General features: G+C 73.4%; 13 protein-coding genes. 9 read left to right on the forward strand and 4 right to left on the reverse strand.

Going from position 1 to position 21,986, the window contains the following annotated elements:
• Window position 1 precedes the first annotated feature (1 nt).
• Both ACGFI7_RS04255 and ACGFI7_RS04260 read left to right on the forward strand, forming a co-directional pair.
• The gene (locus tag ACGFI7_RS04255; protein WP_393398868.1) at window positions 2-1,108 is read left to right on the forward strand and encodes a glycosyltransferase family 4 protein; all 1,107 of its coding nucleotides are present in this window, start codon (window positions 2-4) and stop codon (window positions 1,106-1,108) included.
• Window positions 1,105-5,166, forward strand: coding sequence for an alpha-(1->3)-arabinofuranosyltransferase family protein (locus ACGFI7_RS04260; RefSeq protein ID WP_393398870.1), 4,062 nt, complete (start codon window positions 1,105-1,107; stop codon window positions 5,164-5,166). The genes ACGFI7_RS04255 and ACGFI7_RS04260 overlap by 4 nt, the downstream gene beginning before the upstream one ends.
• On the opposite strand, the gene ACGFI7_RS04265 is transcribed toward ACGFI7_RS04260, so the two are convergent.
• A complete protein-coding gene (locus ACGFI7_RS04265; RefSeq protein WP_393398872.1) occupies window positions 5,087-6,244 on the reverse strand; it encodes an acyltransferase family protein in 1,158 nt (385 codons plus the stop codon). The two genes, ACGFI7_RS04260 and ACGFI7_RS04265, sit on opposite strands and share 80 nt — an antisense overlap.
• A 154-nt stretch (window positions 6,245-6,398) precedes the next feature.
• Here ACGFI7_RS04265 and ACGFI7_RS04270 point away from each other — a divergent pair, with 154 nt between their 5' ends.
• Both ACGFI7_RS04270 and ACGFI7_RS04275 read left to right on the forward strand, forming a co-directional pair.
• The gene (locus tag ACGFI7_RS04270) at window positions 6,399-7,313 is read left to right on the forward strand and encodes a DUF3068 domain-containing protein (protein WP_393398874.1); all 915 of its coding nucleotides are present in this window, start codon (window positions 6,399-6,401) and stop codon (window positions 7,311-7,313) included.
• 169 nt (window positions 7,314-7,482) lie between these two features.
• The gene (locus ACGFI7_RS04275) at window positions 7,483-8,589 is read left to right on the forward strand and encodes an NAD(P)H-dependent flavin oxidoreductase (protein ID WP_393398876.1); all 1,107 of its coding nucleotides are present in this window, start codon (window positions 7,483-7,485) and stop codon (window positions 8,587-8,589) included.
• Here ACGFI7_RS04275 and ACGFI7_RS04280 read toward each other — a convergent pair.
• A complete protein-coding gene (locus ACGFI7_RS04280; protein WP_393398878.1) occupies window positions 8,586-9,395 on the reverse strand; it encodes a crotonase/enoyl-CoA hydratase family protein in 810 nt (269 codons plus the stop codon). The two genes, ACGFI7_RS04275 and ACGFI7_RS04280, sit on opposite strands and share 4 nt — an antisense overlap.
• A gap of 124 nt (window positions 9,396-9,519) precedes the next feature.
• On the opposite strand from ACGFI7_RS04280, the gene ACGFI7_RS04285 reads away from it, so the two are divergent.
• The 5 genes from ACGFI7_RS04285 to ACGFI7_RS04305 are packed head-to-tail and all read left to right on the forward strand — an operon-like array spanning window position 9,520 to window position 15,737.
• Window positions 9,520-11,064, forward strand: a complete 1,545-nt coding sequence (locus tag ACGFI7_RS04285) for an acyl-CoA synthetase (RefSeq protein ID WP_393398880.1) — start codon at window positions 9,520-9,522, stop codon at window positions 11,062-11,064.
• A 16-nt stretch (window positions 11,065-11,080) separates the two neighbouring features.
• Complete coding sequence (locus ACGFI7_RS04290) at window positions 11,081-11,974, forward strand: Zn-ribbon domain-containing OB-fold protein (RefSeq protein ID WP_393398882.1); 894 nt, start codon at window positions 11,081-11,083, stop codon at window positions 11,972-11,974.
• Complete coding sequence (locus ACGFI7_RS04295) at window positions 11,975-12,994, forward strand: thiolase domain-containing protein (protein ID WP_393398884.1); 1,020 nt, start codon at window positions 11,975-11,977, stop codon at window positions 12,992-12,994.
• A complete protein-coding gene (locus tag ACGFI7_RS04300; protein WP_393398886.1) occupies window positions 12,995-14,161 on the forward strand; it encodes a thiolase domain-containing protein in 1,167 nt (388 codons plus the stop codon).
• A complete protein-coding gene (locus ACGFI7_RS04305; RefSeq protein ID WP_393398888.1) occupies window positions 14,142-15,737 on the forward strand; it encodes an acyl-CoA synthetase in 1,596 nt (531 codons plus the stop codon). The genes ACGFI7_RS04300 and ACGFI7_RS04305 overlap by 20 nt, the downstream gene beginning before the upstream one ends.
• Here ACGFI7_RS04305 and ACGFI7_RS04310 read toward each other — a convergent pair.
• Window positions 15,724-21,231 (reverse strand): hypothetical protein, encoded by a 5,508-nt coding sequence (locus ACGFI7_RS04310; RefSeq protein ID WP_393398890.1) that lies wholly within the window; start codon window positions 21,229-21,231, stop codon window positions 15,724-15,726. The genes ACGFI7_RS04305 and ACGFI7_RS04310 overlap by 14 nt on opposite strands.
• A gap of 110 nt (window positions 21,232-21,341) precedes the next feature.
• Window positions 21,342-21,971: a LysE family translocator gene (locus ACGFI7_RS04315; RefSeq protein ID WP_393398892.1), complete on the reverse strand. Its 630-nt coding sequence runs from the start codon at window positions 21,969-21,971 to the stop codon at window positions 21,342-21,344.
• Window positions 21,972-21,986: the final 15 nt, after the last annotated feature.

Consider the following 21,986-nt stretch of genomic DNA (forward strand, 5'->3'; position numbering starts at 1 on the left):
CATGAATGTGGCCGTCGTCAACTGGCGCGACCCCTGGCACCCCGACTCCGGTGGCGCCGAGACCTACGCCTGGGAGATGGCGAGCCGGATGGCCCGCGCGGGCCACGACGTGTGCTTTGTGACCGCGCGGGCACCCGGCCAGTCGCGGGCGCAGACCCGTGACGGGGTACGGGTGCACCGGATGGGCGGGGTGTTCACCGTCTATCCGCTGGTGCTGCTCTGGCTGCTGGTCCGGCGCTCCCGGTTCGACGCGGTGCTCGACTGCCAGAACGGCATCCCGTTCTTCACGCCCTGGGTGTTGTCGCGCCGTACCAGGATTCTGCTGGTCGTGCACCACGTGCACGACCGGCAGTTCGGCGTGCACCTGCCGTGGTGGCTCGCCGCGGTGGGGCGGTTCCTGGAGGGGCCGATGTCGCGCTGGACCTATCGCCGGCACGCCGCCGTGGCCGTGTCGCCGTCCACCGTGCGCGCCATGCGCGAGCGGCTGCGCTGGACCGGCCCGATCCACGTGGTGCACAACGGGGTGAACGCCGGTCCGCCGCCGGGGGTCGCCAAGAGCGCGGCGCCGCGCGTCGTCTGCATCGGCAGGCTGGTCGCGCACAAGCGGGTGGACCTGCTGCTGGACGCGGTGACGCAGCTCCGGGAGCAGTGGCCGGGGCTGGCCGTCGACGTCGTCGGCCGCGGCCCGGAGGAGGCCGCGCTGCGCGCCCGGCTCCCCGCGGGCGTCACCCTCCACGGCTACCTGCCCGAGGAGGAAAAGGCGCGCCTGCTCGCCTCGGCGTGGGTGCACGTCAGCGCCTCGCAGGGTGAGGGCTGGGGATTGTGCGTGGTGGAGGCGGCCGCGCTCGGCGTGCCGACCGTCGCGTTCGACGTGGACGGGCTGCGCGACGCGGTACGGGACGGGGAGACGGGCTGGCTGGTGCCCGAGGGCGGCTCGCCGGCGGCCGACCTGGCCAAGGGGCTCGGGGCGGCCCTGGACGAGCTGACTCGTGAGGGTCCGAACGCCTATAACATGAAATGTCAGAAATGGGCTGGACGGTTCTCCTGGGACGCCAGTGCCGATCGCCTGATGGCGTTGATCAGCGGTGCGGACGTGGAGGAGCGGTGACGGAGAGAGCCCGGCACCGGTTCTGGCTGCTGTTGTGCTGCGCCGGCTTCGCGATCCTGTCGTTCACCACCAAGCCTGGCCACCTCATCCCGGACACCAAGCTCGACCTGGCGCTGAACCCGCTCGGCTGGCTGGAGCGCGCCACCCACCTGTGGGACCTGCAGCACTTCGGCCAGCTCCAGAACCAGGCGGCCGGCTACCTGTTCCCGATGGGCCCCTTCTTCGCCCTCGGCGAGCTGGCCGGCCTGGAGCCGTGGATCACCCAGCGGCTCTGGCTGACTGTGTTGTTCTGCGTGGCGTTCCTGGGCGTGGAGCGGCTGGCCGGCAAGCTCGGCATCGGCACGCCCGGCACCAGGATCGCGGGCGCGCTGGCGTACGCGCTGGCCCCGCGCGCGTTGTCGATCGTCGGCGAGATCTCGATCGAGTGGCTGCCCGCCGCGATGCTGCCGTGGATCCTGATCCCGCTGCTCACCGCCTCCGAGACCGGGCAGCGGGCCAGGGCGGCGGTCCGGTCGGGGCTGGCCGTCGCGCTGTGCGGCGGGGTGAACGCCGTCGCCGTGCTGGCCGTGCTGGTCGCCCCGGTCCTCTACATCCTCACCCGGCCGCGCCCGGTGCCGCGCTGGCGGATGCTCGGCTGGTGGACGGCCGCGGTCGCGGTGGCCACCCTCTTCTGGTCGCTGCCGCTGCTGCTGGTGGGCCGGTACGCGTTCTCGTTCCTGCCCTACACCGAGACCTCGGCGGCGACCACCCAGGTCACCTCGCTGACCAACGTGCTGCGCGGCGCCTCCGACTGGGTGCGGTTCCTGCCGCTGAGCGGCGTGTTCGAGCAGCCGCCCGGCTACGCGATCGCCACCTCCGCCACGATGGTGGCGGTCACCGGCGTCATCGCCGCGCTGGGCCTGGCCGGGCTGGCCCGGCGTGACCTGCCCGCCAAGGGCTTCCTGATCTCTCTCTTCCTGGTCGGCACCGCCGCCGTGGCCGCCGGGCACATCAGCGCGCTGGAGCCGGCCGTGGCCGAGCCCGTCCGGTGGCTGCTCGACGGCCCGCTCGCGCCGCTGCGCAACCTGCGCAAGTTCGACCCGCTCATCCGGCTCGCGCTCGCCTTCGGCCTGGCGCACCTGCTGGCGAGCGTGCTCGGCCGGGCCAGGCTGCCGCTGCGGGCGGTGGCGGTGGCCGCGTCGGCCGCGCTGGTCCTGCCGGTGTTCAACCAGGGGCTGGCGTACCCGGGCGTCTTCAAGGAGGTGCCGGACCACTGGCGGCAGGCGGCCGCCTGGCTGGACGAGAACGCGGGCGACGCCGGTGTGCTGGTCGTGCCGGGCGCCGCGTTCGGCGAGTACGTGTGGGGCCGGCCGATGGACGAGCCGCTCCAGCCGTTGTCCAGCGTCCGGTGGACGGCCCGCCAGATCACCCCGCCCGGCTCGGTGGGGATGAGCAGGCTGCTGGACGCCGTCGACCAGCGGCTGACGGCCGGGCACGGCTCTGCCGGGCTGACCGAGGTGCTGAAGCGGATGGGCGTCCGTTACGTCCTCGCCAGGAACGACCTGCTCAGGGAGCAGCTCAAGGGCGCCTGGCCGGCCAGGATCAGCGAGGCGCTGCACGAGTCGCCCGGCATCGAGAAGGTGCGCTCGTTCGGCGAGCCGGTCGGCGACGTGTTCGGCGACGACGCGGTGGACGCGCTCGACGCCGCGTTCCCCGCGCTCGAGCTGTACGAGGTGGCGGAGCCGGACGACCTGGTGACCGTGCGGTCGGCGGGGGAGGCGCTGCGGGTGCGCGGCGGCCCGGACTCGCTGCTCACCATGGGCGACCTCGGCCTGCTCGGCGACGGCCCGATCCTGGTGAACGACGACGCGAGCGGCGTGGACGCCCCCCAGGTGGTGAGCGACGCGCTCCGCCTGCGCGAGCGGCACTTCGGCGAGCTGCGCTCCAACGTCAGCCCGACGCTCACCGAGGACGCGCGGGCCGGTTTCACCGGCGTGCTCGCCAGGGACCTGCTGGAGAAGGGCTGGCTGGAGAACGCCGCCACGGCCGAGTACCACGGCATCGCGGGTATTACCGCCTCCTCCTCGGCCGCCGACGCCGGCGCGCCCGCCGGGGTGAGCGACTCCTCGCGCGGCCCCTGGTCGGCGATGGACGGCGACGTCGGCACCGGCTGGGAGACCGACGGCGGGCGCTCGCCCGAGGGCCAGTGGCTCCAGGTCGACCTGCCCGCGCGCCGGGAGATCCCCCGGGTCCAGGTGATGTTCGGCGCCGAGATCCTGCTGGGTCAGTCGGTGGGCCGGGTGGCGGTGGAGACCGAGGCGGGCCGCCTGGAGCACGAGGTCAGCAGGACCCTGGATCCGCAGTGGCTGCCCCTGCCCGAGGGACCGACCTCGTGGATCCGGATCACGATCGTGACGGTCCAGCCCGGCGGCTGGGTCTACGGCCAGCGGGCCGGGATCGTCGAGCTCAGCGTGCCGGGGGTGACCGCCGGCCGGTCGATCAGGCTGCCCGGCTCCGGTGCGGTGTTCGTCATGGACCGCGGCCTGGACGCCAGGCCCGGGTGCATGCGGAGCCTGAACCGGTGGGTGTGCAATCCCGGGCGGCTCGCCCGTACTGGGGAGGAGAGCACCGGCCTCGACCGGACGTTCACCGCCGACGAGGCGGGGCCGGTCACGGTGCGCGGCTCGGCCGTGCTGCGCGACAGCGCGCTCGTCGACCGGTTCACCCGGGTCAGCGGCGCGGTGACCCAGGTGTCCGGCACGTCGCAGTTCAGCGACGACGCGGTGGCCGCCCCGCGCTCCGCGTTCGACGGCGACCTGACCACCACCTGGGTCCCGGCCGACGGCGACCGCGAGCCGGCGCTCACCGTCTCCTGGAAGGGCCGCAAGAAGATCTCCCGCATCCAGGTCGGCAGGCCGGGCAGCGACACCCAGTCGCTCGACGTGGTGATCACCGGCGACGGCGGCGTCTCGCGCGGCGGCCGGGTGGACCACGAGGGTTACGTCAGCTTCGAGCCGATCGTCACCACCGAGATCAAGGTCCGCTTCTTCCCGATCGCGGAGCGCGTGCAGGTCACCGAGCTGGGCATCCCCGGCGTCGCCAAGGCCAGCACGCCCGGTGACATCCCGCTCCGCCTGGCCTGCGGCATCGGGCCGCGGGTCGAGGTGAACGGCCGGGTCATCGAGACCCGCGTCTCCGGCAGCCACCGCGACCTGCTGGAACAGCGGCCGGTGCAGATCACCGGGTGCGCGGAGGCGACGCTGCGGGAGGGCGGCAACCGGCTCAGGGTGGCCGGGTGGGAGCGGTTCCAGGTGGAGAACCTGACCGTGGGCGCCCTGCCGGGGACCTCACGTGAGGCGGAGGCCGCCGCGTCGGCCGGCTCCTGGACGCAGTCCGTGCGCGAGGTGCACGTCAGCGCCCCCGAGGACGCCTTCCTGGTGGTCGCCGAGAACTTCAACGCCGGCTGGCGGGCCACGCTCGGCGAGCGCACGCTGCGCCCGGTCAGGATCGACGGCTGGAAGCAGGCCTGGCAGCTGCCCGCCGGCACGTCGGGCGTGGTGCGGCTGGAGTACGTGCCCGACCGGACCTACTGGTTCGCGCTCGCCGCGGGGCTGGGCGGGATCGCGCTGCTGGCCCTGCTCTCCCTGGTGCCGCTCGGCCCGCGCCCCGAGCACGTGCGCGCCACCGCGCCGGCCGACGCGTCGCGGCTGTCGCAGTGGCGGGCGCCGTACGCGGTGGTGGCGGGGCTGGCGTTCGGCTACTGGTTCGCGGGCACGCCCGGCATGCTCGTCCTGGTCGCCACGGGTGCGCTGGCGCTGCTGGCGCGCGGGCGCTGGAAGGGCGCTTACTGGCTGACGGCCGTGCTGTTCTGCGCCGCCGCCGGGGCCCAGGCCGCCGGTCTGGTCCTGCGCCGGTACGGCGTCGACCTGGGACTCCTGCTGGACCAGGTGCCGCAGCTCCTCGCCTGCGGGGCGGTGGGCGCGCTGGTCGGGCAGCTCGTCACACGGCGGGAGCCACCGGCTGCGGAGCCGGGGATTCCGGCGGCCGAGCAGGTGCTGACCGGCGCCGGCCGAGCGTGAGGGCGACATGTTCGATCAGGTGATAGCTCGCGATGCTGAGCAGCAGCGACACGACGAACGACACCACCGCCAGGCTGGCGAAGTCGCCGGTGAACGGCGGGTCGCCGGTGATCTGCCGGTGCAGCGTGATGACCGGGGCGTGCCACAGGAAGAAGCTGTAGGAGATGCGGCCCAGGTAGGCGGCGACCGGGTTGCCGAGCAGCCGGTGACGCAGCGAGCCGGGGTCGGGCGCGAGCGCGAACGGCGCCACCGCGAGGACGGCCACGGACGCCTCCAGGGTCATCCTGATCAGGGACTCCCCGAGGGTCGGCAGGGTGAGCGTGCGCGGGCCGGCCAGCGGCGTGGAGAGCACCGCGTACAGCAGCAGGGCGAGCACCAGGAGCTGGGGCGCGAGGGAGCCGATCAGCCGGCTGCCGCCGAGCCAGACCGACAGCACGGCCATCGCCATGCCGCAGGCGAAGTAGACCAGGTGGTACGGCAGCCAGAGCGCCAGCTCCGGCACCTCCAGCAGCCGGGAGACGACCACGGTGGCGATCGAGATCACCGGCAGCACCGCGATGCCGCCGAGCAGCCGGACCGGCACGTTGCCGCCGCCCCTGACCGCCCACCGGTGCAGCGCCCAGGCCAGCAGTGGCAGCACCAGGTAGAACGCCATCTCGATGGGCAGCGTCCACATCTGGTAGAGGCCCTCGGCGTTGTTCATGCCGGGGAAGTAGTTCTGCAGCAGGAGCAGCCAGGCGAGCCAGCCGGTCCAGTCGAGCGGGGTCCAGGCCCACAGGGCCAGCGAGACCACCAGCCAGTAGACCGGCAGCACGCGCAGCGCCCGCCGCCACAGGTAGAGCCCGGCGGCGGGGCGCGGGGCGCCCTCGACGGCGGCCTTCGCCCACGGCCGGTACAGCAGCAAGCCCGACAGCAGGAAGAAGACCGGCACCGCCATCCCGAGGCGGGACAGCAGCCAGGCGTACATGCCCTCGCCGTACATCACGCCGGTGTTGCTGGCCACGTGGAGCAGCCATACGCCGAGCGCGGCCAGGGCGCGGATGCCGTCGAGAGCGGCGTCTCTCTTCAGTGCTCTCACCCTCCGGGTCTGGTAGCCGAAACCACGATAGAACATGTTTCTATCGATTTGGTTGCGGCTCCCGGTGGGCGGGTGACGTCGATCACTCGCTGTCATACTTTGTTCCAGGTCGCACGAAACAGACGACAACACGTTCTAATTTTGCGAGGTCTCGATGGGTCGTATTTCAACGCTCGTCCTCATCGGGCTCGGCGCGTTTTTCATCGCGCTCGCGCCGCTGTTGAAATTCTGGGCGGCGGGGCAGATCATCTCCGCGCCCGCGAACCAGTTCGGCATCTCGCACCTGGAGGCGAAGGGCGCGCAGTACTTCTCGCGCCAGGACCTCAAGGTGCTCAACGCCGACCTCGAGATCATCGTCACCACCCGCGGTGACGTGAAGGACGCCACTGGCGACCGGGTCGTCTGGGACGAGGCCACGGTGGTCAACGACGTGACCAACAACCGCAGGTCGGTGGACATCACCGACCGGCGCAGCGCCTTCAACAAGTACACCGGCGAGGCCGTGAACTGCTGCGGCGTGAACATCGCCAAGGCGCCGGTCCAGCTGGAGGGCCAGATCTACAAGTGGCCGTTCGACGTGGAGAAGAAGACGTACAAGGTCTTCAACTCCACCGCCAAGCAGGCCTTCGACGCCGCGTTCGTGCGCGAGGAGAAGGTCAACGGCCTCGACACGTACGTGTTCGAGCAGATCGTGCCGGCCACCAAGACCTCCACGCAGACGATCCCGGCCAACATCGTGGGCATCACCGACGTGACCGGTGACGTGCAGATCGACCGCTGGTACGACGGCAAGACCACCTTCTGGATCGAGCCCGTCACCGGCTCCCCGGTCAAGCAGGAGGTGCAGCGGCACGAGGTGCTCAAGTCGCAGGACGGCATCGAGCGCGCCGCGGCCCTGATCGCCACCGCCAAGATGACCGACCAGACGGTGAACCAGCTGGTGGACAACGCCGAGTCGGCCAAGAGCCAGATCAACCTGCTGCGCAACACGATCCCGCTGGTCCTGCTCATCGTGGGCATCGCGCTCATGCTGGCCGGCGTGGTGCTCGCCCGCCGCCGCCCCGCCTGACCCCGCTTTCCTCCAGGGCCCGCCGCCGTGCGGGCCCTTTTCTTTTACCCGGGACCGTTACAAGAGCAAATTGAAACGTGTTCTCAATTTAAGTTACTCGCCAGTACAAGCGAAAGGTCTTCTGGTAGAACACGTTGCAGTTCGAGGGTCGTGGTCGTATCGTCGGGACATGCGGACCCGTGTGACGGACATGTTCGGAATCGACCTACCGATCTTCGCGTTCAGCCACTGCCGCGACGTGGTGGCCGCTGTCAGCAAGGCAGGCGGAATGGGCGTCCTGGGCGCCCTCTACTTCACCCCGGAAGAGCTCGAACGGGAGCTCGTCTGGATCGACGACCACGTGGACGGCAAGCCGTACGGGGTGGACGTCGTCATGCCGGCCTCCTACGAGGGCGCCGACTTCCCGGCGGAGGAACTCGTCGGCCGCCTCCAGGCGATGATCCCGGAAGGGCACCGGCAGTTCGTCGAGAACCTGCTGGCCGCGCACGACGTGCCGGCCCTGTCGCAGGACGCCGACGCCGGCCGGGTCCTGCTCGGCTGGACCGACGCCACCGCCCGGCCCCAGGTGGAGGTCGCGCTCCGGCACCCGATCGCGCTGCTGGCCAACGCGCTCGGCCCGCCGCCAGCCGACGTCGTCGAGCAGGCGCACGCGCACGGCGTCAAGGTCGCCGCGCTCGCCTCCACCCCCCGGCACGCGCTCAAGCAGGTCGAGGTGGGCGTGGACGTGGTGGTGGCGCAGGGCACCGAGGCGGGCGGACACACCGGCGAGATCTCCACCATGGTGCTCATCCCGCAGGTGGTGGACGCCGTGGACGTGCCGGTGCTGGCGGCCGGCGGCATCGGCAACGGCCGCCAGATGGCCGCGGGCATGGCGCTGGGCGCCGAAGGCGTCTGGACCGGCTCGCTCTGGCTGACGGTCGAGGAGGCCGACACCCCCGAGATGGCCCGGCAGCGCATCCTCGCCGCCACCTCCCGCGACACCGTCCGCTCGCGCAGCTGGACGGGCAAGCCCGCCCGGCTGCTCAAGAACGAGTGGACCGACGCGTGGGAGTCGCAGGAGTCGCCCGGCACGCTGCCGATGCCGCTGCAGTTCATGCTGGTCTCCGACGCGCTGCGGCGCATCGGCCGCTCCGACGCCGCCGAGCTGGCCACGTTCCCCGCGGGCCAGATCATCGGCATCACCAACCAGGTCCGCTCGACCAAGGACGTCGTCTACTCCCTGGTCGAGGAGTTCGCCGAAGCCCTCGAACGCCTCGAAGGCATCACCCGCGACTAATGACCCCGGTAGGTCGGGGGGCGTTTCTCGCGGAAGGCGCGGGTGCCCTCCTTGGCGTCCTCCGACCCGATCACCGGCCAGCCCAGCTCGTCCGACACCTTCAGCGCCTCCGGCTCCGCGAGGCCCTGGGTGTCGCGGTAGGTGCGCAGGATCGCCTGGACCGCCAGCGGCCCGGCGGCCGCCACGCTCGCGGCCAGCTCGCGGGCGGTCTCCAGCGCCGTGCCGTCGGGGACCACCCGGTTGACCAGGCCCATCGCCAGCGCCTCGGCGGCGGTGACCGACCGGCCCGTGAGGAGGAGGTCCATCGCGTGGCAGTACGGGATCTGGCGCGGCAGGCGGACGGCGCTGCCGCCCATCGGGAACAGCGCCCGCCTGGCCTCGAACAGACCGAGCGTGGCCGACTCCGCCACCACCCGCAGGTCGGTGCCGACCAGCAGCTCGGTGCCGCCCGCCACCGCGTAGCCCTCGACGGCGCTGATCACCGGCTTGGTGGGCAGGTCCTCGCGGAGCAGGCCCTTCCAGTGGTAGTTCGCGATCCGCTCGCCGCGCGCCGCGACCTCGGGGTCCGACGGGGGCGTGGCCATCGCCTTGAGGTCGGCGCCGGAGCAGAACGTGCCCGCCGCGCCCGTCAGGATCGCCACCCTGACGTCCGGCTCGGCCGACACGTACGCCCAGGCGCTCGCCATGCCGATGAGCATGTCGGAGGAGAGCGCGTTGCGGGCCTCGGGACGGTTCATGGTGACGATCACCACGTGGTGGTCGCGTTCCACGCGGCAGTGGGGGGTGCTGATGGGCAGAAGCTCCACTCACTCCTCCTTGGATCAAGCGCTTGCTCACACCATAGCCGCGGGTTACGCTGCCCGAAAGAAATGAGAACCTGTTCTTATTTCGCCTGGTTCGGGGCCTCTTAACACCTGGTGAGGAGTACCGATGGGCACGCTCGGCTTCTGGCGGCTGGCGCAGGCGGACCCCGGCTGGATCGCGGCCGTGGACCCTGACGGCACCGAGCACCGGGCCGGTGATCTGCTGGCCCGGTCGAACCGTCTCGTCCACGGACTGCGCGCTCTCGGGCTGCGGGCCGGCGACGGCTTCTGCGGGCTGGTGCCCAACGGCGCCGACGGGCTCGTGCTCTACCTGGCCGCCCTCCAGGCCGGCTGGTACTACACGCCGATCAACTGGCACCTGACCGGGCCGGAGATCGCGTACATCCTGGCCGACAGCGAGGCCAAGGCGTTCGTCGCGCACCCCAGGTACGCGGCCGAGGCGGTGCGCGCGGCCGACGCCGTCGCCCCCGAGCGGCGCTTCGCCGTCGGGGACCTGCCGGGGTTCCGGCCGCTGGACGAGCTCACCGCCGGGCAGCCGGACACCCTGCCCGGCGACCGCACCGCGGGCGCGACCATGCACTACACCTCCGGCACCACCGGCCGCCCCAAGGGCGTGCGCCGCTCGCTGCCCGGCCTCGACCCGGACGACAACGCGGAGCTGATGACCTTCCTGCTCGCCCTGTTCGGCATCACCCCGGGGCAGCCCAACGCCCACCTGGTCACCTCGCCCAGCTACCACACCGCCGTCAGCCAGTTCGGCGGCACGGCCCTGCACCTGGGCCACACCGTCGTCTACATGGACCGGTGGGACGCCGAGGAGATGCTCCGGCTCTGCGAACGCCACCGCGTCACCAGCTCCCACCTGGTGCCCACCCACTTCAAGCGCCTGCTCACGCTGCCCGAGGAGACCAGGAACGCCTACGACCTGTCGTCCCTGCGCTGGATGATCCACGCCGCCGCGCCCTGTCCCGTACCGGTGAAATGGGACATGCTCCGGTGGTGGGGCGACGTCGTGTACGAGTACTACGCGGCCACCGAGGGCGGCGGCACCCTGGCCACGCCCGCCGACTGGAAGGCGCACCCCGGCACGGTCGGCAACGCCTGGCCCATCACCGAGCTGCTCATCGCCGACGAGTCCGGCGAACCGGTGCCCACCGGCACCCCCGGCACGATCTACATGAAGATGATGGGCGCCTCCTTCGAGTACAAGGGCGACCCGGCCAAGACCGAGGAGAACCGGCTCAAGGACTTCTTCACCGTCGGCGACATCGGCTACCTGGACGAGGACGGCTTCCTGTTCCTCTGCGACCGCAAGGCGGACATGATCATCTCCGGCGGGGCGAACATCTACCCCGCCGAGATCGAGAACGAGATCATGATCCACCCGAAGGTCGCCGACGTCGCCGTGTTCGGTGTCCCCGACGACGAGTGGGGCGAGCAGATCAAGGCCGTCGTCGAGCCCGCGCCCGGCGCCGACCCGGGCCCCGAGCTGGCCGCCGAGATTCTCGCCTCGCTGGAGGGCCGCCTGGCCAGGATGAAGTGGCCCCGGTCGATCGACTTCATCGCCGAGATGCCCCGCGAGCCCAACGGCAAGCTGCTCAAACGCAAGCTGCGCGCCCCGTACTGGGAGGGCCGCGACCGAGCCATCTGACCGCCCAGGAGGGTGCATGTCCGATCCGCTGACCGCGGAGCACGTGCTGGAGTTCCCCGGTGGCTACACCCGATCGACCGGGCCGGTGATCGGCCGGTTCCTGACCGAGCTGCGCGCCGGCCGGATCGTCGGGGCGCGCACCGCCGAGGGCCGGGTGCTCGTCCCCCCGCTGGAGTACGACCCCGCGACCGGCGACCCGGTGACCGGCGAGTACGTCGAGGTCGGCCCGGCCGGGACCGTCACCGCGTGCGCCTGGGTGGCCGAGCCGCGGCCCGAGCACCCGCTGGACCGGCCCTTCGCCTGGGCCCTGATCAAGCTGGACGGCGCCGACACCGCGCTCGTGCACGCCGTGGACGCGGGCAACCCCAAGGCGGTCGCGCCCGGCACCCGGGTGTGGCCGGTGTGGCGCGGCGAACGCTCCGGCCACATCACCGACATCTCCTGCTTCGCCCCCGAGGTCACCAGGATCGTCTCGCCCGTCCGCACCCCGTACACGCTCCAGGCCGGCGGCGCGCTCCGCGTCTTCCTGGAAGGGATCAGGCGCGGCGTCTTCATCGGCGGGCGGTGCGCGAGCTGCGGCCAGGTGTACGTCCCGTACCGTCTGTCCTGCCCCCAGTGCGGCATCGCGATCGGCGAGCAGGTCGAACTGCCCGACACCGGGACGATCACCACGTTCGCGATCAACAACCTGCCCGACCCGCGCGCCCCCGAGGTGCCCTTCGTCTCCGCGTACGTGCTCCTCGACGGCTCCGACGTGCCGGTGATCGCGCTCGTCGGCGGGATCCCCGCGCACGAGGTGCGGCAAGGCATGCGGGTGAAGGCCGAGTGGGTGCCCGAGAGCGAGCGGACCGCGTCCATGGCGAACATCCGGTGGTTCGCGCCCACCGGCGAACCCGATGTGGAGCTGTGAATGAGACAGGTGGCCATCGTCGCCTTCGCCCAGACCCGGCACACCGGCCACGACACCGGCCTGTCCGAGCCCGAGCTGATCCTGCCCGTGATCGAGGAGGTCAAGGCGCGCACCGGGCTCGGCCGGTTCGGCTTCACCTGCTCGGGAAGCTGCGACTACCTGGCCGGCGCGCCGTTCTCGTTCGTCTCCGCGCTGGACGCGGTCGGCGCCTGGCCGCCGATCTCGGAGAGCCACGTGGAGATGGACGGCGCCTGGGCCCTGTACGAGGCGTGGGTCCGGCTCCAGCACGGCGACGTGGACACCGCGCTGGTGTACGGGTTCGGCAAGTCCAGCCAGGGCGACCTGCGGTCCATCATGACGCTGCAGCTCGACCCGTACTATCTGGCGCCGCTCGGGCTGGACCAGCTCTCGTACGCGGCGCTGCAGGCGGCGGCGCTCGGCGCCGGGCGGGACGAGCTGGACGCGATCGCGCGCCGCAGCCGCGCCGACGGCAGGCGCAACCCCTACGCGCTGGACCTGCCGGACGAGCTGCCCGGCGGGTGGGCGGTCGAGCCGCTGAAGGAGTCGGACGTCGCGCCCGTCACCGACGGGGCGGCGGCCGTGGTGCTCGCCGCCGGCGACCGGGCCCGCGAGCTGTGCGCCAACCCCGCCTGGATCGCCGGCATCGCGCACCGCATCGAACCGCACTACCTCGGCCTGCGCGACCTCGGCCGGTCGCCGTCGGCGGCCGACGCCGGACGCGCCGCCGGGGTGGGCAAGGGGCCGGTCGACGTGGCCGAGCTGCACACCCAGTTCGCGCACGAGGAACCGATCCTGCGCCGCGCCCTGGAACTGCCGGCCGACACGGTGATCAACCCGTCCGGCGGGCCGCTGGCCGCCAACCCCGTCATGGCCACCGGCCTCATCCGCATCGGGGAGGCCGCCCGCCGCATCCACGACGGCGCCGCCCGCCGCACCGTCGGCCACGCGGCGAGCGGCCCCTGCCTGCAGCACAACCTCGTCACCGTACTGGAGGCCTGAATGGCTGAGCGCTGCGCCGTGATCGGCGTCGGGCAGACGCACTACACGACCAAGCGCAGGGACGTGTCGATCGCCGGCCTGGTGCGCGAGGCGGCGCTGCGGGCGCTGGACGACGCCGGGCTGACGTTCAAGGACATCGACGCCGTCGTCATCGGCAAGGCGCCCGACCTGTTCGAAGGCGTCATGATGCCCGAGGCCTACCTCGCCGACGCGCTCGGCGCCGCGGGCAAGCCGATGATGCGCGTACACACCGCGGGCAGCGTCGGCGGCTCCACCGCGCTCGTCGGCGCCGGGCTCGTCCAGGGCGGGGTGCACGAGCGGGTGCTGGTCGTCGGGTACGAGAAGCAGTCGGAGTCCAACGCCACCTGGGCGCTCTCCACCCACCTGCCGTTCAGCTCCTCGCTCGTCGTCGGCGCGGGCGGCTACTTCGCCCCGCACATCAGGGAGTACATGCGCAGGAGCGGCGCCCCCGGCCACATCGGCGTGCTCGTCGCCGTCAAGGACCGGCTCAACGCGCTCAAGAACCCCTACGCGCACCTGCGCATCCCCGGCATCGACCGGGCGATGGTCGAGTCCACGCCCATGCTGTGGGAGCCGATCCGCTACCTGGAGTCGTGCCCGTCCAGCGACGGCGCCTGCGCGATCGTGCTCTCGTCCGAACGGGCCGCCACCGGCACCCCGGCCTGGGTGCACGGCGCCGCCATGCGCTCCGAGCCGCTCTTCAGGGCCGGCCGCGACACCGTGAGCCCGCAGGCCGGCAAGGACTGCGCGGCCGACGTCTACCGGCAGGCCGGCATCACCGACCCGCGCCGCCAGATCGACGTGGCCGAGGTGTACGTGCCGTTCTCCTGGTACGAGCCGATGTGGCTGGAGAACCTTGGCTTCGCCGCCGAGGGCGAGGGATGGAAGGTCACCGAGTCCGGGGCCACCGCGCTCGACGGGGACATCCCGTGGAACCCCTCCGGCGGGGTGCTGTCCAGCAACCCGATCGGGGCGTCAGGACTGATCAGGTTCGCCGAGGCCGCGCTGCAGGTGCGCGGCATGGCGGGCGAGCACCAGGTGGACGGGGCACGCCTGGCGCTCGGGCACGCGTACGGGGGCGGAGCGCAGTTCTTCGCCATGTGGATCGTCGGACGGGAGAAGCCTGATGGAGTTCAACCACGCTGACTTGTTCGAAGGGCTGGCGGACGCGGTCGGGGACCGGACCGCGGTGGTCTGCGGCACGGACCGCCGCACCTACGCCGAACTCGACGCCGAGGCCAACCGGCTCGCCCACCACCTGGAATCCCGCGGCATCGGCCCCGGCGACCACGTCGGCATCCACCTGTACAACGGGGTCGAGTACGTGGCCGGCCTCCTGGCAGCGCTCAAGCTCCGCGCCGTCCCGGTCAACGTCAACTACCGGTACGTGGCGGCCGAGCTGCTCTACCTCTACCGCGACTCCGACATCAGGGCGCTGCTGTACGACGTCGAGTTCGAGTCGCGGGTGGCCGCCGTCGCCGGCCAGGCCCCCGAGCTGGGCCACCTCATCGCGGTCAACGGGCCGCCGGGGATCCCGGGCGCGATCCCGTACGCGGAAGCCCTGAACGACGGCAGCCCCGAGCGCGGGTTCGGGCCGCGGTCCGGAAGGGACGTCTACATCATCTACACCGGCGGCACCACCGGCATGCCCAAGGGCGCCATGTGGCACGTCGAGGACCTGTTCATGGCCTTCGGGGCCGGCAACCCCACCGGCGAGCCGCGCACCAGCCCGCAGGAGGTGATCGACGAGGCCGTCAAGGGCAGCCCGTTCGCGATGATGGCCGCCGCGCCCCTCATGCACGGCGCCGCCCAGATGGGCACCTTCATCACCTTCTTCATGGGCGCGACGATGGTGTACGTGCCCACGTTCGACGCCGACGAGGTGTGGCGGGCCGTCGCGCGGGAGCGGGTGCTCACCATGAACATCACCGGCGACGCCATGGCCAGGCCGCTCGCCGAGGCGCTGGAGAAGGGCTCCTACGACGTGTCGTCGCTGTTCGTGCTCAGCTCGACCGGCGCGATCCTCAGCGGCACCGTACGCGACCGGCTGCAGGAACTCCTGCCCAACGTGCTGATCCGCGACAGCTTCGGCTCCACCGAGGCCGGCTACACCGCCGACGGGGTCGACGGCGCCCGCCCCGAGACCGGCCTGCGCTACCGGCCCAACCCGCACGCCAGGCTGGTCGTGCTCGACGATCGCCTGCACCCCGTCCGGCCCGGCTCCGGCGACCTCGGCACCGTCGCCAAGGCCGGCCGCATCGCCTTCGGCTACTACAACGACCCGGACAAGACCGCCCGCACCTTCGTCACCACCGAGGACGGCACCCGCTGGCTGCTCACCGGCGACCTGGCCACCGTCGAGGAAGACGGCACGATCACCGTGTACGGGCGCGGCTCGCAGTGCATCAACACCGGCGGCGAGAAGGTGTTCCCCGAGGAGGTGGAGGCCGTGCTCAAGGGGCACCCGGCGGTGTTCGACGCGGTCGTCACCGGGGTGCCTGACGAGCGGTGGGGCAGCCGGGTCGCCGCCGTGGTCGAGCCCAGGCCCGGCCTGGACGTCACCGGCGACGAGCTCGACGCCCACTGCAGGGAGCAGCTGTCGGGCTACAAGGTGCCCCGCTCGTACGCGTTCGTGGACCGCGTGCAGCGCTCACCGGCCGGCAAGGCCGACTACCGATGGGCCAGGGACACGGTGCTGGCCGGCGAGGCTAGCGAGGTCTGAACCAGCGCAGATCGATGAGGTCGCGCTCGACCAGCGCGACCTCGCCCGCCCGGCCCGCGCGCTCGTGCAGCTCCAGCCGGGCGCGCAGCACGTCGCGGTGCATCTCCACCAGCTCCTCGTCCTCCTCCTCGCCGAGCAGCTCGCGCAGCCTGCCGTCCGCCGCGCGCAACGCCGCGTCGGCCGCCTCGTCGCGGCCCAGCCGCAGCTCGCACAGGCCGAGCTGGTAGTGCGCCAGCACGCTCAGGTAGCCGTCGCCGATCACCCGCGTGCCGCGGTGCAGCACCGCGCTCGCCTCCGGCGCCCGGCCCGCCGCCATCAGCGCGTCGCCCAGCATGAGCAGCGCCCTGGCCAGATGGCCGCCCAGCAGCGGATCGCCCGGCGCGTACCGCTCCAGCGCCGACACCGCCTCACGCAGCGGCGCCACCTCGTCCTCGTACCGCTCCTGCGCCGCCAGCGCCGCCGCCAGCGACAGGTTCGCCCCCGCCCGGCCGGCGTGCACGCCCTCGGCGGCCACCCCCGCCGCGATCAGCTCGTCGTACAGCCCGATCGCCTCCCGCGCCCTGGCCTCCGCCTTCGGCCCGTCGTCCAGGTGCAGCATGGTGAGGAGCTCCGCGCTCTGCGCCAGCGAGTCGGCGAGCACCGCCCGGTAGGTCAAGTCGCCGGTGGCCCGCCGGGCGTCCACGATCAGCTCCTCCACCAGCGGGGCCGCCTCGCCCAGCGCGCCGCACATCAGATGGCAGCGGACCAGCCGCTGCTTGGCCAGCGCGTGCTTGAGCCGGGCCGGCGGGCACCCCGCGTACCCGTCCACGGCCAGCAGCGCGTACTCGACCGCCTCGTCCGCCCGGCCGTCCGCCAGCAGGTCGTCCACGATCACCACCGCCACCTCGGCCACCGCCAACCGCCGCGCGGGGGTACGGGGAAGCGTTCGATGCTGGTCGACCGCCTCCACCAGATGGGCCAGCGCCTCCCGCCTCCTGCCCATGCGGCGCAGCACCAGCCCGCGCACCTCGTCCGCCCTGGCCCGCGCCGCCGCCCGGCCCCGCGGCATCCGCTCCTGCTCGGCCGCCGACCACGCGACGGCCTCCAGCGCGGCCTGCGGCCGGTCCAGCGCGGCCAGCGCCGCCCCCAGACCGGCGTAGGCCATCGCGGCGACGCCGGGCTCGTCCAGCTCGTCACACAGGTCGGCGGCCCGCTCCAGCTGGGCCAGCGCCTCCACGGGGCGGCGCGCGGCCAGCAGCGTGTCGCCGTAGAGCGCCAGCGTCGACGCCAAGGCCGCCCCCTGGGACGAGCCGGCCAGCAGGTCCGCGGCCCGCTCCAGGGTGGCGAGCACCGGGCGGGCCTGCTCGTGCTCGATCCCGGCCAGCACGGCGAACGCTCCGCCCAGCCGCTCCCGGTACCCCTCGCCGGTCGTCGCCGGCCCCTCGAACACCCGCACCGCAGCCTCGGCCGCCGCCGCCTCGCCGGTGAGCGCCGCGTACCGCTCCAGGCACTCGCCCAGCGACTCGTGCAACCCGGGCTCCGCCCCGACCGGCACCTCACGGATGAACGCCTCGGCGAACGCGGTCAGCGGCCCCAGCAGGTCACCGTCCGCCGGGCCGTCCAGATGGTCGGCGAGCTCGTCCAGCAGGGCGCGCACCGCCTCCGGCGGCGGCACCGGCCTGACCTCCAGCGCCCTGGCCAGGAACGGCGCGGGATCGCGCTGCAGCTCGCCGAGGGCCAGCAGGGCGAGCAGGTGCGTGCCGGCCAGCTCCGGGTCCAGCGGCCCGTGCTCGTCCAGCAGCCCCGCGATCAGCGTGGTGCCCCGCACCAGGTCCAGGCCCGCCCGCTCGTCGTCGTCCAAGTGCGCCCGGCACAGTCCACGCAGTTGCAGGCACGTCCCGGCCAGCAACCGCCTGGGCACCGTGGCCTCCTCCGGCAGCGCCCGGACCGCCGCGCCGGCCGCCTCCGACGCCCCGCCGAAGTCCCCCCGGGCGAACCGCGCCCCCGCCAGCACCCGGAGCGCCACCGCCACCTGCAGCGGCTCCCGCACCTGCTCGACCACCCGCCCGGCGATCTCCTCCGCCTCCGCCCAGCGCCCCAGGCCGGTCAGCGCGCAGGCGGCCGGCAACCACCGCTCCGCCCCGTCGGCCGCCCCGTCAGCCCCGTTCGCCGTCAGCACCGCCAGCGCCTGCTCGGCCCGCTCCACACTCTCCCCGGGCCGCACCGCCATGCCGGCCAGCGACAACCCACCCCGCATCCGCGCGCCGACGCCCAGGCCGGGCGGCGGTGCCGGGAAGGCCGCCCGCCGGCCCAGCAGGGTCAGGGTCCGGCGTACCCACCCCTCGACGTCCCGTCGCAGCGCCGCGTCCTCCTCGTCCAGCTCCCCGAGCAGCCCGGCCGCCGCCTCGAACTGGGCCAGCGCGTCGTCCAGCCGCCCCAGCTCCACCAGGCACACCCCGAGCAGCCGACGGCACCCCGCGACCAGGCGGGCGTGGCCGTCACCGAGCCCGCCCGCCACCCACACGGCCTCACGCAGCACCTCCGCCGCCGCCCACGACCGGCGGCGGAGCAGCAGGTACTCGCCCAGCTCGGACAGCCGCCCGGCCAGGTCCCGCCGGTGCCGCCCCGGTTCCAGGACCACCAGCGCCCGCAGGTTGTCCACCGCCTCCTCGGCGCCCCGTACCGCGGCCTCCAGCTCGCCCCGCTCCGCGTGCACCCGCGACACCAGCCCTGCCGCCGCGGCCAGCACCGCACGCAGCCCCGGCTCCTCCGCCGCGATCCCGCGCAGCCGGACGACCGCCTCACCGGCGACCACCACGGCCGCCTCGCCCCGCCCCTGACGGTCCAGCCGCACCCCCAGCCGGTACAGCCGCCGGCACACCTCCTGGTCCGTCACCGCCACGCCGCGCACCGCCTCGGCGGCCATGACCGCCAGCCGGGCCCCCAGCCCGAGCAACCGCCCCTCGTCCAGCTCGTCGAGCGGCCCCAACGGCCCCAACGGCTCCACCGCCCCGCCGTACGACCCCGCACCCGCGAAGAAGCCGGTACGCGCAGGGGGAGAAGCCCCGCCGGGGAGTACGGTGAGGACCGCTGTCACGTCCTCGGCCAGCAGCGCGTCCCCGCCCGCGGCCACGAACCCGGCCACCGCCTCCCGTAACCGCCCCGCCCCCGCCAGCGCGCACGCCAGGTTGTACCGCGCCCGCTCCGCGTGCGCCGCGTACCGGGGATCCTCCTCCGCCAGGATCCCGAACCGCGCCACCGCCTCCCGCGCCGGCCTCTGGGCCACCTCCGGAACCTCCGACAGCAGCAGGCACGCCGCCTGGTTGAACAGCGCCTCCGCGTGCCCTTCCGCCTGCTCGTACGGGGGAGCGGCGGCGAAGATGTCGGCCGCCTGCCGCGCCGCCGCGACCGCCTCCGGCAGCCTCCCCACCGCCGCGAGACACGCCGACGACGTGGACAGCGCCGTGGCCAGATCGGCCCGTTTCCCGCCCCGCCGACGCTCCACCAGCATCTCGGCCAGCGTCACCTTCAACGCCCTGACCCCGTGGTGTCCCGCCTGCCACGGCGGCAGCGCCGCCACCGCCGCCGCCACCTCCGGCTCGCCCGCCAGCAGCCGCAGCACCGCGTCGATCCGGTCGACGAGCTGCTCGCCCGGCCCCATGGCGGCCTCGACCAGCATCCGGTCCAGCCGGTGCACGACCAGTGACCGCAGCGCGGCCCGTACCCGCGGGTGATCCGCGCCCACCCGCAGCACGTCGAGCATCCGCGCCAGGTGCGCCGCCGTCCGCCCCGGATGATCGTGCGCGGCGGTCACCAGGGACTCCAGTCCCGCCGTCTCTTCCAGGAGCTGACCGACCACCCCGTCAGGCACCCCGGGCGCGCCGGGCGGCGGCAGCAGCCCGCTCACCCACCCGGCCACGTCGGCCCGCCGCTCCGCCTTCAGCCCGGGTACGACCGACAACAGCGCCCCCAGTTCACCGGGCGACGGCGCGACCAGCAGAGCCAGCGCCACAGAGGCCTCGGCCACCCCGGCGTCCGGCGCTCCCGGCGAACGGGACCAGCGCTCCCGCTCCCGGCCCAGGAAGCGGTGGATCAGCTCGTTGCCCGGCCCTGCCTCGTGCCCGCGCACCCGCATGAGCGCCGCCAGGTGAACCCGCAGCGGCACCGCGTACAAGGGATCGTCCAGCGGAAACGGGCGGATCCGGTCGAGTCCACCACCTGCCTCGTCACCTTGACGGGACCGCGCGGCGAAGGCGCGGATGGCGGCGGCGGCGTGCTCGGCGCGCTCCGGCAGGGTCAGCGGGTGATCCTCCAGCCGGATCGTCGTGTGGACGAGGCGCTTGAGCCGGCCGCCTGCAGCAGTGTCCAGCCGGCGCCACCAGGCGGCGGACGGCGGGGCGGCGCCCGCCGAGGCGCGGGCCACCAGCAGCAGGCGCACGCGCGGGTTGTGCCGGTGCCCGGCCAGGCGGCGCGCCAGCTCGGCGGCGAGCGCCGCCGACGGCTCCGGGAAGTCGAGCACCAGCAGGGTGGGCCGGAGCGCGTCGAGCCTGACCGCCGGATCCGAGAGCGGCCCCACGAGGGACGCCTCGGTAAGCAGCCCGGTGTCCCACCCGGCCGCCGCGAGCTCCTCGCCCAGCTCCACCGCCAGCCTGCTCTTCCCGGCTCCGCCCGGCCCGGTGACCAGCGCGGCCGACACCGGCTCGGGCCCGGCCGCCCAGGTCCGCAGCGCCGCCAGCTCCGCTTTCCGGCCGACGAACGGCACCACCGCGTGCCGGGCCGCGGGCAGCGACCAGTCCGGGCAGTCCTCCGGCGGCTGCACCGCGACCGGCTCCAGCAGCTCGGGCAGCAGGACGACCCGCTCGTCCCCGGACACGTCCTCCAGCACCCCGGGCGAACCCCCGGCCCAGGCGCGGAAGTCGTCGTCCAGCAGCAGCGCCTCGGCCGGTACGACGTCCGCCCGGCCGTCCTCGTACCAGCAGACGAGCACGCCGACGAGCTGACCCGTGGGCTCGGCCAGCACCGCCGCGCCCGCGAGGGTCCGGGGCGGCGGACCGGCGAGCTCGACCCTCAGAGAGACGGGCACCACCCCGACCCCCGCGCCCGCCACCGCCGGCACTGTCCCGGCCTCAGCGCCCGCCGCGCCCGGCACCACCCCGGCCCCGGGCACGGCCGCGCGGCCTCGTACGACGCATGGCGCCTCGTCGCCCGTGATCCGGCCCCATCGGACCGTTCCGGGAGGTTCCGTCCAGGGTCCGGGGTCCGTGACGCGGAGCAGGGTCGCGGCCAGGGAGCCGGAGCCGCGCCACACCGGCTCGGCCGCCGCCCGCGCCCCGTCCCCGCGCACGTGACAAGGCGCGGCAGGGTCCACCAGGTAGGCCGAGGTCAGCACCAGGCCGGGGCCGACCACGTATCCGGAGCCGGTCGCACCGGCCAGGTCGTCATGACCCGAGTGCACCTCGACGACGCGCTGGGAGGCGACCCGTTCGTTTTGGGAACCGCGTGGTGGCCTGTCCATGGCCCCCGCCTAGTCGCCGCGTCCTGGAATGCCCTGTGCGGCGTCCGGCCTCAGGGATAATTCCGCCACCAGCTCACTATCGCACTACGGCCACGAAATTTCCGGGCTTGTTAGGCCTTCTCCCCCGTGAGCCAGGCCGCCAGCCCCAAGTAGACCAGCCCGCTGCCGATGTCGATCCGCCGCCGGGCCCGCACCGACTGGCGCACGCGGGTGGCCAGCACCGACGACAGCACCGCGTACCCGCCGTCGGAGACCATCCCGATCGCCATCCAGACCAGGCCGAGGACCAGGATCTGCGGCGCGACGGGCCCGGCGGCGGGATCGGTGAACGGCGGCAGGAACGCCAGGAAGAAGATCGCCGTCTTCGGGTTGAGCACGTTGACCACGAGCCCTTCCCAGAACATCCGCCGCTTCGACTGCTCCGGCAGCTCCACCGGGTCGTCGCCGGCGGCCTCCCGCGTCAGCAGCTTGCGGAGCCCGAGCCAGACGAGGTAGGCGACGCCGGCCCACTTGACGATCGTGAAGGCGGTCGCCGAGGCGGCGAGCAGGGCGCTGAGGCCGAGGGCGGCGGCGACCACGTGGACCGCCGATCCCGCGTGCACGCCGAGCACCGACACCAGGCCCGCCGCCCTGCCCTGGGCGACGCTGCGCGTGACGATGAAGAGCACCGCCGGCCCGGGGACGAGCATGATCGCCAGGGTGGCGGCAGAGAAGAGGACGAGCGTGCTGAGTTCGGGCATGCGGCCATCGTAAGA

The organism is Nonomuraea sp. NPDC048826 (assembly GCF_043198225.1).
Lineage (GTDB): Bacteria > Actinomycetota > Actinomycetes > Streptosporangiales > Streptosporangiaceae > Nonomuraea.

What these genes read in the sequence shown, in the direction of transcription:
- ACGFI7_RS04255 (WP_393398868.1), top strand. Translation starts at nt 2, where the DNA reads ATGAATGTGGCCGTCGTCAACTGGCGCGACCCCTGGCACCCCGACTCC.
- ACGFI7_RS04270 (WP_393398874.1), top strand. Translation starts at nt 6,399, where the DNA reads ATGGGTCGTATTTCAACGCTCGTCCTCATCGGGCTCGGCGCGTTTTTC.
- ACGFI7_RS04275 (WP_393398876.1), top strand. Translation starts at nt 7,483, where the DNA reads ATGCGGACCCGTGTGACGGACATGTTCGGAATCGACCTACCGATCTTC.
- ACGFI7_RS04285 (WP_393398880.1), top strand. Translation starts at nt 9,520, where the DNA reads ATGGGCACGCTCGGCTTCTGGCGGCTGGCGCAGGCGGACCCCGGCTGG.
- ACGFI7_RS04290 (WP_393398882.1), top strand. Translation starts at nt 11,081, where the DNA reads ATGTCCGATCCGCTGACCGCGGAGCACGTGCTGGAGTTCCCCGGTGGC.
- ACGFI7_RS04295 (WP_393398884.1), top strand. Translation starts at nt 11,975, where the DNA reads ATGAGACAGGTGGCCATCGTCGCCTTCGCCCAGACCCGGCACACCGGC.
- ACGFI7_RS04300 (WP_393398886.1), top strand. Translation starts at nt 12,995, where the DNA reads ATGGCTGAGCGCTGCGCCGTGATCGGCGTCGGGCAGACGCACTACACG.
- ACGFI7_RS04305 (WP_393398888.1), top strand. Translation starts at nt 14,142, where the DNA reads ATGGAGTTCAACCACGCTGACTTGTTCGAAGGGCTGGCGGACGCGGTC.
- ACGFI7_RS04310 (WP_393398890.1), bottom strand. Translation starts at nt 21,231, where the DNA reads ATGGACAGGCCACCACGCGGTTCCCAAAACGAACGGGTCGCCTCCCAG.
- ACGFI7_RS04315 (WP_393398892.1), bottom strand. Translation starts at nt 21,971, where the DNA reads ATGCCCGAACTCAGCACGCTCGTCCTCTTCTCTGCCGCCACCCTGGCG.